The organism is Pseudomonas sp. BB438 (assembly GCF_057180225.1).
In genome coordinates this window covers 1,837,313-1,849,296 of record NZ_CM170001.1, presented here as the reverse complement: position 1 = coordinate 1,849,296, position 11,984 = coordinate 1,837,313, and the positions used below count along the sequence as shown (strand labels likewise).

Genomic DNA, 11,984 nt, shown 5'->3' with positions numbered 1-11,984 from the left:
GCAAAGGGGTGGCTCCTGCCACCCCTTCACCGTACCAGACTCGGATCAGCCGCGGAATTCCGCGCGACCACGGTACGGCGCCTTGGCGCCCAGCTGCTCTTCGATGCGCAGCAGCTGGTTGTACTTGGAAACGCGGTCGGAGCGGCAGAGGGAGCCGGTCTTGATCTGACCAGCGGCAGTGCCGACTGCCAGGTCAGCGATGGTGCTGTCCTCGGTTTCACCCGAGCGGTGCGAAATCACCGCGGTGAAGCCGGCGGCCTTGGCCATCTGGATGGCCTCCAGGGTCTCGGTCAGCGAGCCGATCTGGTTGAACTTGATCAGGATCGAGTTACCGATCTTCTCGTCGATACCGCGCTTGAGGATCTTGGTGTTGGTTACGAACAGGTCATCACCGACCAATTGTACCTTCTCGCCGATCTTGTCGGTCAGGACCTTCCAGCCAGCCCAGTCGGACTCGTCCATGCCGTCTTCGATGGAGATAATCGGGTAGCGCTGGGTCAGGCCAGCCAGGTAGTCGGCGAAACCTTCGGCGCTGAAGACCTTGCCTTCGCCTTCCAGGTCGTACTGGCCGCCCTTGAAGAACTCGGAAGAGGCGCAGTCCAGAGCCAGGGTCACGTCGTCGCCCAGCTTGTAGCCGGCGTTGGCAACGGCTTCGGCGATGGCCGCCAGGGCATCTTCGTTGGAAGCCAGGTTCGGCGCGAAGCCACCTTCGTCACCCACCGCGGTGTTCAGGCCACGAGCCTTCAGCACAGCCTTGAGGTGGTGGAAGATCTCGGCGCCCATGCGCAGCGCGTCGGCGAAATTCTTGGCGCCAACCGGCTGAACCATGAACTCCTGGATGTCGACGTTGTTATCGGCGTGCTCGCCGCCGTTGATGATGTTCATCATCGGAACCGGCATGGAATACTGGCCCGGGGTGCCGTTGAGGTCGGCGATGTGCGCGTACAGCGGCACGCCCTTGGCCTGAGCGGCGGCCTTGGCGGCAGCCAGGGAGACAGCCAGGATGGCGTTGGCGCCCAGCTTGCCTTTGTTCTCGGTGCCGTCGAGGTCGATCATCGCGTGATCCAGACCTTTCTGATCAGCCGCGTCCTTGCCCAGCAGCAGGTCGCGGATCGGGCCGTTGATGTTGGCCACAGCCTTCAGCACGCCCTTGCCCAGGTAACGGCTCTTGTCGCCATCGCGCAGTTCGAGAGCCTCGCGGGAACCGGTGGATGCACCGGACGGGGCGCAAGCGCTGCCGACGATGCCGTTGTCCAGGATCACGTCCGCTTCAACGGTCGGGTTGCCGCGGGAGTCCAGGACCTCACGGCCCTTGATGTCGACGATCTTTGCCATTCTTGATAACACTCCGAAGATAGAGATAAACGGGGCGGCTGGTGAGACATCAGAACCTGCTCGATGCCCCGCCGCGCCTGGCGCAACGGGAACATCGAGCGGACTCTCAGGCAGTCTCGATAGTGGGGAAACTCTTGACCAGGTCATCCAGCTGCTTGAGCTGGGACAGGAACGGCTCGAGCTTGTTCAGGCGCAGGGCGCACGGACCGTCGCATTTGGCGTTCTCGGGGTCCGGATGGGCCTCAAGGAACAGGCCCGCCAGGCCCTGGCTCATGCCGGCCTTCGCCAGGTCGGTGACCTGGGCGCGGCGACCACCGGCAGAATCGGAGCGACCGCCCGGCATCTGCAGGGCGTGAGTCACGTCGAAGAACACCGGGTACTCGAACTGCTTCATGATGCCGAAGCCGAGCATGTCCACCACCAGGTTGTTGTACCCGAAGGAAGAGCCACGCTCGCAGAGGATCAGTTGGTCGTTACCCGCTTCCTCGCACTTGCGCAGGATGTGTTTCATCTCCTGCGGCGCGAGGAACTGGGCCTTCTTGATGTTGATCACCGCGTTGGTCTTGGCCATGGCTACGACCAGGTCGGTCTGCCGGGACAGGAAGGCCGGCAGCTGGATGATGTCGCAGACCTCGGCCACCGGAGCGGCCTGGTAGGGCTCGTGCACATCGGTAATGACCGGCACGTTGAAGGTCTTCTTGATCTCTTCGAAGATCTTCAGGCCTTCTTCCATGCCCGGACCACGGAACGAGGTGATCGAGGAGCGGTTGGCCTTGTCGAAGCTGGCCTTGAACACGTAGGGGATACCGAGCTTCTCGGTGACCTTCACGTACTCTTCGCAGACCTGCATCGCCAGGTCGCGCGACTCCAGCACGTTCATGCCGCCGAACAATACGTACGGCAGGTCATTGCCGATCCGGATATCACCGACGCGGATGATCTTCTGGGTCATGTTCAGGCTTTCCCGGCTTGCTTCAGGGCGGCGTTGACGAAGCCGCTGAACAGCGGGTGGCCATCACGCGGGGTGGAAGTGAATTCCGGGTGGAACTGGCAGGCGACGAACCACGGATGGTCCGGCGCTTCCACGACTTCCACCAGCGCGCCGTCGCCGGAGCGGCCGGAAATCTTCAGGCCAGCGGCTTCCAGTTGCGGACGCAGGTTGTTGTTCACTTCGTAGCGGTGACGGTGACGTTCAACGATCACGTCCTTGCCGTAGCAATCGTGCACCAGGGTACCGACGGACAGCAGGCATTCCTGGGCGCCCAGGCGCATGGTGCCGCCCAGGTCGGAGGCCTCGGTGCGCACTTCGGTGGCGCCGGTGGCGTCCTGCCATTCGGTGATCAGGCCGACAACCGGGTGGCCGCTGGACTTGTCGAACTCGGTGGAGTTGGCATCGGTCCAGCCCAGCACGTTGCGGGCGTACTCGATGACGGCCACCTGCATGCCCAGGCAGATGCCGAGGTACGGAACCTTGTTCTCACGGGCGTACTGGACGGCGGTGATCTTGCCTTCCACGCCGCGCAGGCCGAAGCCGCCCGGAACCAGGATGGCGTCAGCGCCTTCGAGCAGGCTGGTGCCCTGCTGCTCGATGTCCTCGGAGTCGATGTAGCGCAGGTTGACCTTGGTGCGGCTCTGGATGCCGGCATGGGTCATGGCTTCGATCAGCGACTTGTAGGCGTCGAGCAGTTCCATGTACTTGCCGACCATGGCGATGGTGACTTCACGCTCGGGGTTGAGCTTGGCGTCGACCACGCGGTCCCACTCGGACAGGTCAGCCGGGCCGCACTCCAGACCGAAACGCTCGACGACCAGGTCGTCGACGCCCTGGGCATGGAGCACGGACGGAATGCGGTAGATGGTGTCGACGTCTTCCAGCGAAATGACCGCACGCTCTTCCACGTTGGTGAAAAGGGCGATCTTGCGGCGGGAAGACACGTCCACCGGATGATCGGAACGGCAGATCAGGATGTCCGGCTGCAGACCGATGGAGCGCAGTTCCTTGACCGAATGCTGGGTCGGCTTGGTCTTGGTTTCGCCAGCGGTGGCGATGTACGGAACCAGCGTCAGGTGCATCAGCATGGCGCGGCGCGAACCGATCTCCACGCGCAGCTGCCGGATAGCCTCGAGGAAGGGTTGCGACTCGATGTCACCGACGGTGCCGCCCACTTCAACCAGGGCCACGTCGGCATCGCCGGCGCCCTTGATGATGCGACGCTTGATCTCGTCGGTGATGTGCGGGATCACCTGCACGGTGGCGCCCAGATAGTCACCACGGCGCTCCTTGCGCAGCACGTCCATGTAGACGCGGCCAGTGGTGAAGTTGTTGTTCTGGGTCATCGTGGTGCGAACGAAACGCTCGTAGTGGCCCAGATCGAGGTCGGTCTCAGCGCCATCGTGGGTGACGAACACCTCACCGTGCTGGAACGGGCTCATGGTGCCCGGGTCGACGTTGATGTAGGGATCCAGCTTGAGCATCGTGATCTTCAAGCCACGCGCTTCCAGAATGGCAGCCAAGGAAGCCGAGGCGATGCCTTTCCCCAATGAAGAAACAACACCACCCGTGACGAAGATGTAGCGCGTCATGAAAAGCCCTGAATGTCAGCGTTTAGGCGGCTCGGCCGCCGGGGAAGCGAAGGTGTCGGGTCCAGGACCCGGCTCACGACTTCGTCGTGAAAATAGCGAACTCCCACTGATTCGCAGGCGAATCAACAGGAGCGGTACAAGACGGGAGCGTAGTCTACCGGAAAGCCGCTATCAGCTCAAACCCGAGTCATTCGTCGGAGGTGTCCATCGCAGTGTCCAGCCCTGCGCCGCGTCGACCCGCAGGTCCGGCAGCAGCGCCACGCCGAGCAGTTCGTCGGCCCGCCAGAGCAGCGGCAGACGGCCCCGAAGGAAGGCCGGAATAGCCGCTTCGTTGAGCAGGCGCTTGAGGTCGCGCCTGCCGCGCCCGACCAGCGCCATCACCTCTCCACCCTGCCGGTAACGCACCTCCAGCGGCCCGCCCGGCGGCGCACCCTCGAAACGCAACGATCCATTGTCCGGCAATGAAAGCGGCTGTGACGGATCGCGCCAGGCCTGGCATTCCGCGCTGAAGCCGAGCCAGGGATTGGCCAGCCACCAGAGCCGGCCATGGGCTCGACGCAGCTCGCCATCGGCGAGCCGCCAGATCGGTTCGGCGTCTTCGCGAGCGTCGCGCAGGTTCTGCCAGCCGGCCCAGTGAGCACTGTCAGGCAGGCGTGCCAGCGGAGCAAGCCAGTGGCGCAGCGCATTGCGTTGGCGCGCTTCGCTGAGTTCAGCCAGCGCGGCGACGGCCAGCGATGGCAACTGCATGCCGATGTACTCGCTGCGCGCTCCTGCCGAAACCAGGTCGCTCTGTGCCAGTTCACCCAGCAGCCTGTCGGCCTCGGCCAGATGCTCCGCGCAGCGGGCGATGGTTTCGACCGCCGTTGGCCAGCGCTGGACAATGCCCGGCATCATCCGGTTGCGCAGGTAGTTGCGGTCGAAGTCATCGCTGGCGTTGGACGGATCCTCCACCCAGCTCAGCCCATGGCGGCGGGCGTAACGCTCCAACTCCGCACGACCAACCCCCAGTAACGGACGCAATAGCATTCCAGCGCCCAGCGGACGACTGGCGGCGATTCCGGACAAGCCGCGCACGCCTGCACCGCGAAACAGCCGGAACAGCACGGTTTCCGCCTGATCGTCGCGGTGCTGGCCGGTGAGCAGGCAGTCGCCCTCCTCCAACGCCGCAGTGAAAGCCGCATACCGAGCCTCACGCGCCGCGCGCTCGAGGCTGGCCCGGCCATCGACCTGCACAGCCTTCACCAGCAACGGCACGCCGAGCGAGTCGCACAGGCACTGGCAATGCTCCGGCCAGCCGTCAGCGACAGCCTGCAGGCCGTGATGCACATGGATGGCGGAGATCGGGGGCAAGGCCTCGCGGGAAGCGAGTTGCGCCAGGAGATGCAGGAGAACGGTGGAATCCAGGCCGCCGGAGAGGGCAACACGCCACGCCGGCGCAGTGCGCCAGGGTGCGAGCAGGCTCAGCAGTCGGGATTCGAGCTCAGAAGACATGGCGCAGGTCGGCAGGGTCGGGGGACGAGGCAAGGATACCTCGTCACCCGCACTGCGCCGAAGATGTCGATCAGGCGATGCCGTAGCTCATCAGGCGCTCGTAGCGGCGCGCGAGGAGCTCTTCGGTGCTGAGTTGGTTCAGGGTGTCGAGCTGGCCGAGCAAGGACTTGCGGATGGTCTCGGCCATGGCGGCCGGGTCACGGTGGGCGCTGCCCAGTGGCTCGGGAATGACGCTGTCGACGATGCCCAGATCCTTCAGGCGGTTGGCGGTGATACCCATGGCCTCGGCCGCTTCCGGCGCCTTCTCGGCAGTACGCCAGAGAATCGAGGCACAACCTTCAGGCGAGATGACCGCGTAGGTGGAGTACTGCAGCATGTTCAGCTGGTCGCACACACCGATGGCCAGTGCGCCGCCGGAACCCCCTTCGCCGATCACGGTCGCGATGATCGGGGTCTTGAGACGCGCCATGACGCGCAGGTTCCAGGCGATCGCCTCGCTCTGACCACGCTCTTCGGCGTCGATGCCCGGGTAGGCGCCCGGAGTGTCGATGAAGGTCAGGATCGGCATCTTGAAGCGTTCGGCCATTTCCATCAGGCGGCAGGCCTTGCGGTAGCCTTCCGGACGCGGCATGCCGAAGTTACGGCGCACCTTCTCGCGCACTTCACGGCCTTTCTGGTGGCCGATGATCATCACCGGCTGGTCTTCCAGGCGGGCAACGCCACCGACGATGGCGGCGTCATCGGCGAAATGACGGTCACCGTGCAGCTCTTCGAACTCGGTGAAGATGTGCTCGATGTAGTCGAGGGTGTAGGGGCGACGCGGATGGCGAGCAAGCTGGGCGATCTGCCAGCTGGACAGGTTGCCGAAGATGTTCTCGGTCAGCGCCTTGCTCTTCTCCTGCAGACGGGAAATTTCGTCGGTGATGTTCAGGGCGTTGTCGTTACCGACCAACCGCAGCTCTTCGATCTTGGCGTGCAGGTCGGCAATGGGCTGTTCGAAATCGAGAAAATTCGGGTTCATGGGCTATCCGTCGTTCTGTTGGCGGCTGGGCCTGGTCCGTAGGCGCCCTACCTTACGGTATCGGGCGCCGAGGGTCGAGACTGGCGGGCGGGCGGCCGTTGGCCACCGGCTTCACTAGCGGTAGTTCAGGAAGACGTTGTCGCGGCCGAACTGGTCACGCAACGCTTGAATCAGGTTGTCTGCGGGATCGATCCGCCACTGCTCGCCGAACTGCAACAGGGCGCGTGCCTGCTCGCCACTGTAGTCGACGGTGACCGGGCAACTACCGCGGTGACGGGTGCAGAGGTCGGCCAGCCAGCGCAGGCGATCACCCTTGAGCGCGTCGGCGTGGACGCGCACCCGCAGACTTTCCGCCAGCGAGGTGCGGGCTTCTTCCAGGCCCATCACGCGCTTGGCGCGCAGGCGCAGGCCGCCGGAGAAGTCGTCCTGACTGACCTCGCCCTCGATCACCACCAGCGCATCGGTCTGCAGCAGCGCCTGGTTGGCAGCGAAGGCCTCGGCGAACAGCGAGGCTTCGATACGGCCGGAGCGGTCGTCCAGGGTGACGAAGCCCATCTTGTCGCCACGCTTGTTCTTCATCACCCGCAGGTTGACGATCAGGCCGGCAACGGTCTGGGTATCACGCGCAGGCTTCAGCTCGACGATGCGCTGACGGGCAAAACGTCGCACCTCCCCCTCGTACTCGTCGATGGGGTGGCCGGTCAGGTAAAGGCCGAGAGTGTCCTTCTCGCCCTTCAGCCGCTCCTTGAGGTTGAGCTCCTTGACCTTGCGATGGTTGGCGTAGACGTCCGCCTCGGGTTCGGCGAACACCCCGCCGAACAGATCCATGTGGCCGCTGTCATGGCTGCGCGAGGTCTGCTCGGCGGCCTTGACGGCTTCCTCCATGGACGCCAGCAGCACGGCGCGGTTGATGTCGACGTGGGCATGGTAGGCCTTCTGCTCCTCGTGGAAATGCGGGCCGAGGCGGTCCAACGCACCGGCGCGGATCAGCGCTTCCAGGGTGCGCTTGTTGACGCGCTTGAGGTCGATGCGATCGCAGAAGTCGAACAGTGTCTTGAATGGCCCGCCCTCGTTGCGGCACTCGGTGATGGCCTCCACCGGACCTTCGCCGACGCCCTTGATCGCGCCCAGGCCGTAGACGATCTGGCCGTCGTCATCCACGGTGAAGCGGAACTCGGAGTTATTCACGTCCGGCGCCAGGATGCGCAGCTTCATGTGGCGGCACTCTTCGATGAGCGTCACCACCTTGTCGGTGTTCTGCATATCCGCGGTGAGAACCGCGGCCATGAACGGCGCTTTCCAGTGGGTCTTCAGCCAGGCAGTCTGGTACGACACCAGGCCGTAGGCGGCCGAGTGCGACTTGTTGAAGCCGTAGCCGGCGAACTTCTCCACCAGGTCGAAGATGTTACCCGCCAGGTTGGCATCGATGCCGTTGTTGGCACAGCCCTCGATGAAACCGCCACGCTGCTTGGCCATTTCCTCGGGCTTCTTCTTACCCATCGCGCGGCGCAGCATGTCCGCGCCACCGAGGCTGTAGCCCGCCATCACCTGAGCGATCTGCATCACCTGCTCCTGGTACAGGATGATGCCGTAGGTGGGCTTGAGAACGGGCTCCAGGCCGGCGTACTGGTAATCCGGGTGCGGGTAGGAGATTTCTTCCCGACCGTGCTTACGGTTGATGAAGTCGTCCACCATGCCCGACTGCAGCGGACCGGGACGGAACAGCGCCACCAGCGCGATGAGGTCTTCCAGGCAGTCCGGCTTGAGCTTCTTGATCAGCTCCTTCATGCCGCGCGATTCAAGCTGGAAGACTGCGGTGGTTTCCGCCTTCTGCAGCAGGTCGTAGGTCTTCTTGTCGTCCAGCGGGATGCGGTCGATGTCGACGAGGTCAGTCTCGCCGTTCTTCTGCTGGATGCGATGGATGATCTCCATCGCCCACTTGATGATGGTCAGGGTGCGCAGGCCGAGGAAGTCGAACTTCACCAGGCCGGCAGCCTCCACGTCGTCCTTGTCGAACTGGGTCACCAGGCCGGCGCCCTCTTCGTCACAGGCGATGGGCGCGAAGTCGGTCAGCTTGGTCGGCGCAATCACCACGCCACCGGCGTGCTTGCCGGTACCACGGGTGACACCTTCCAACTTGAGCGCCATGTCCCAGATTTCCTGGGCTTCCTCGTCGGTCTTGAGGAAGTCGCGGAGCATCTCTTCCTGCTCGAAGGCCTTCTCCAGGGTCATGCCCACTTCGAAGGGGATCATCTTCGACAGTTTGTCGGCCAGGCCGTAGGACTTGCCCTGCACCCGTGCCACGTCACGCACCACCGCCTTCGCAGCCATGGAGCCGAAGGTGATGATCTGGCTTACCGCGTTGCGGCCGTAGGCACCGGCCACGTAGTCGATTACCCGGTCGCGGCCTTCCATGCAGAAGTCGACGTCGAAGTCGGGCATGGAAATACGTTCGGGGTTCAGGAAGCGCTCGAACAGCAGGTCATAGGCCAACGGATCAAGGTCAGTGATCTTCAGCACGTAGGCGACCAGCGAGCCGGCACCCGAGCCCCGGCCGGGGCCCACTGGCACGCCGTTGTTCTTGGCCCACTTGATGAAGTCCATCACGATCAGGAAGTAGCCGGGGAAGCCCATCTGGATGATGGTCCCCAGTTCGAACTCCAGGCGGTCGACGTAGACCTGCCGTTTCTCTTCGTAGTTCGGCGTGGTGTCCTTCGGCCAGAGCACCGCCAGACGCTCTTCCAGGCCCTCGTAGGAGACGTGGCGCAGGTACTGGTTGATGTCCATGTCGTCATAAGGGATCGGGAAGTTGGGCAGGAAGTACTTGCCCAACTGCACCTCGATGTTGCAACGCTTGGCGATTTCGACGGAGTTTTCCAGAGCCTCCGGGATATCACTGAACAACTCGGCCATTTCTTCCGGGCTCTTCAGGTATTGCTGGTCGGAATAGTTGCGCGAGCGGCGCGGGTCATCCAGAGCGCGGCCTTCGCCAATGCACACGCGGGTCTCGTGGGCTTCGAAGTCAGCTTCCTTGATGAAACGCACATCGTTGGTCGCCACCAGCGGCGCACCACTGCGCACAGACAGGGCCACCGCAGCATGTACGTGCTCTTCGTCGTTGACCCGGTTGGTGCGTTGGATGTCGAGGTAGAAGCGGTCAGGGAAGACCTCCAGCCACTCAGCCAGCAGCGAATCCGCCAAGGCATCATCGCCCTCCAGCAGGGCCATGCCGATCTCGCCTTCCTTGGAGCCCGAAAGTGCGATCAGGCCTTCGGCGGCTTCCTTGACCCACTCGCGCTCGATGATGATCTCGCCATTGCGCTGGCCTTCCTGCCAGCCGCGGGAGATCAGCTCGGTCAGATTACGGTAACCCTTCGCGTTCATCGCCAGCAGGGTCAGGCGGGTCAGCGGGCCGTCCTCGTCGCGGTTGGCCAGCCAGATGTCGGCACCGCAGATCGGCTTGATGCCGCCCCCCATGGCCGTCTTGTAGAACTTCACCAGCGAGCACATGTTGCTCAGGTCGGTCACCGCCACCGCCGGCATACCTGCCCCGCCGACCGCCTTGATCAGCGGCTTGACCCGCACCAGGCCGTCGACCAGGGAAAATTCGGTGTGCAGACGCAGGTGAACGAAGGTGGCGGTCATGGTGGTCCTTGGCAAACGCGAAAAACGGCAAGCCCCGGATTGTACCGAGGCTGTCCGCAAAGCTACAGGGATCAATGGGCCAGCCGTCGCGCCGGGTGACTGACGTCACCGGCGAACCACTAGCCGCGAGGCATTCCAGAGTAATAACAGGGTGTTACAGGATACTGGCAGGGTTTTCCAGCAGGGCGCGCACCGGGCCGAAGGAGCGGCGGTGGATCGGCGTCGGCCCGAGACGCCTGAGGGCTTCGAGGTGCACCGGGGTCGGATAGCCCTTGTGCCCGGCGATGCCGTAGCCAGGGTAAAGCGCTTCCATTTCCTGCATCTCGCGGTCACGACTGACCTTGGCCAGGATCGAGGCGGCCGCGATGGCGGGAACCTTGGCATCACCCTGCACCACCGGCGCAGACGGGACCTTCAGCTTCGGACAGCGATTGCCATCGATCAGCGCGAGCTTCGGCGTGACGCTGAGACCTTCCACCGCGCGCTGCATCGCCAGCATGGTGGCGTGGAGGATGTTGAGCTGGTCGATCTCGTGCACGTCGGCGCGGGCGATGCACCAGGCCAGGGCCTTCTCTCGGATCTCGTCGAAGAGCTTTTCACGCTTGGCTTCGGTGAGCTTCTTGGAGTCATTCAGCCCGTTGATCGGGCGCGCCGGATCGAGAATCACCGCGGCAGTGACCACCGGCCCGCACAGCGGACCCCGGCCGACCTCGTCGACACCGGCAACCAGTTCTTCCACCAGGGTGAAGTCCAGGCCCATCTGCATCAGCGTTTCTCCACCAGGGCGAGCACCGCTTCGGCGGCCTGCACGGACGCATCCTGGCGCAGGGCGCGGTGGATGGCGTCGAAGGATTTGGTTTGCACGCTGCCGTCGTCGAGCAGAGGCAGCAAGGTCATTGCCAGCGCATCGGGCGTTGCCGCGTCCTGAATCAATTCGGGTACCAGCAGACGACCGGCCAGCAGGTTCGGCAGAGAGATGTACGGGCTCTTCACCAGGCGCTTGAGAATGCGATAGGTCATGGGGGCCACCTTGTAGGCGACGACCATCGGGCGCTTGTACAGCAGCGCTTCCAGCGTGGCGGTACCGGAGGCGATCAACACGGCATCGCACGCTGCGAGCGCCTCGTGGGAGGCACCGTCGAGCAACTGCACCGGTAGATCACGGCCGGCGAGCATCTCTTCGATCTGCACACGGCGCTCCGGGCTTGCGCAGGGCAGCACGAAACGCAGGCCGGGGCGATCCTGCAGCAGACGCTGGGCGGTATCGAGGAACAGCGCGCCAAGCTTGCCGACCTCTCCGCCCCGACTCCCGGGCAGGAGCGCGACGACACTAGCTCCCTGCGGCAGACCGAGACGTTCGCGCGCACCGGCACGATCAGCTTCCAGCGAAATGGTGTTGGCCAGCGGATGGCCGACGAAGCGCACCGGCACCGCATGCTCTTCGTAGAAGCGCGCCTCGAAGGGGAATAGCGCGAGCATCAGGTCGCAGGCTTCCTTGATCTTCAGTACCCGCTTCTGCCGCCAGGCCCAGACCGACGGGCTGACGTAGTGCACCGTACGGATACCCGCACGGCGCAGCTTCAATTCGATATTCAGGTTGAAGTCAGGCGCATCGATGCCGATGAACACGTCCGGCTTGGCCGCGATCAGCATCTGCACCAGGTCCTTGCGCCGGCGCAACAGCTCGCGCAGGCGGCCGAGCACCTCGACCAGCCCCATGACCGCCAGGCGTTCCATCGGGAAGTGCGATTGCAGCCCTTCAGCCTGCATGCGTGGACCGCCGACACCGATGAACTCGATGTCGGGGTGACGTTGCTTGAGCGCTTGCATGAGGCCGGAGCCGAGGATATCGCCGGACGCCTCGCCCGCGACCAGAGCGACGCGCAGCTTGCGTGCTGTCGGCTGCATG

The 11,984-nt window shown here is 64.0% G+C and carries 8 protein-coding genes; all 8 read right to left on the bottom strand.

All coding sequences use genetic code 11. The features are described from left to right. Nucleotides 1-45: 45 nt before the first annotated feature. A complete protein-coding gene (gene eno, locus AC1ZV1_RS08580; RefSeq protein WP_416747692.1) occupies nt 46-1,335 on the bottom strand; it encodes a phosphopyruvate hydratase in 1,290 nt (429 codons plus the stop codon). Between the two features lie 106 nt (nt 1,336-1,441). Then, a complete protein-coding gene (gene kdsA / locus AC1ZV1_RS08575; RefSeq protein ID WP_484296329.1) occupies nt 1,442-2,287 on the bottom strand; it encodes a 3-deoxy-8-phosphooctulonate synthase in 846 nt (281 codons plus the stop codon). 2 nt (nt 2,288-2,289) lie between these two features. Next, nucleotides 2,290-3,918: a CTP synthase gene (locus tag AC1ZV1_RS08570; RefSeq protein WP_484296328.1), complete on the bottom strand. Its 1,629-nt coding sequence runs from the start codon at nt 3,916-3,918 to the stop codon at nt 2,290-2,292. A 171-nt stretch (nt 3,919-4,089) separates the two neighbouring features. Further along, entirely contained in the window at nt 4,090-5,409 is a 1,320-nt protein-coding gene (gene tilS, locus AC1ZV1_RS08565) for a tRNA lysidine(34) synthetase TilS (RefSeq protein ID WP_484297529.1), read from the bottom strand. A gap of 70 nt (nt 5,410-5,479) precedes the next feature. After that, on the bottom strand, nt 5,480-6,430 hold the full coding sequence (gene accA / locus AC1ZV1_RS08560) for an acetyl-CoA carboxylase carboxyl transferase subunit alpha (protein WP_484296327.1): 951 nt from the start codon (nt 6,428-6,430) through the stop codon (nt 5,480-5,482). 114 nt (nt 6,431-6,544) lie between these two features. Then, nucleotides 6,545-10,075: a DNA polymerase III subunit alpha gene (dnaE, locus tag AC1ZV1_RS08555; RefSeq protein WP_484296326.1), complete on the bottom strand. Its 3,531-nt coding sequence runs from the start codon at nt 10,073-10,075 to the stop codon at nt 6,545-6,547. Between the two features lie 154 nt (nt 10,076-10,229). Beyond that, nucleotides 10,230-10,841 (bottom strand): ribonuclease HII, encoded by a 612-nt coding sequence (gene rnhB / locus AC1ZV1_RS08550; RefSeq protein ID WP_484296325.1) that lies wholly within the window; start codon nt 10,839-10,841, stop codon nt 10,230-10,232. Next, complete coding sequence (gene lpxB / locus AC1ZV1_RS08545; RefSeq protein WP_484296324.1) at nt 10,841-11,983, bottom strand: lipid-A-disaccharide synthase; 1,143 nt, start codon at nt 11,981-11,983, stop codon at nt 10,841-10,843. The genes rnhB and lpxB overlap by 1 nt, the downstream gene beginning before the upstream one ends. Nucleotide 11,984: the final 1 nt, after the last annotated feature.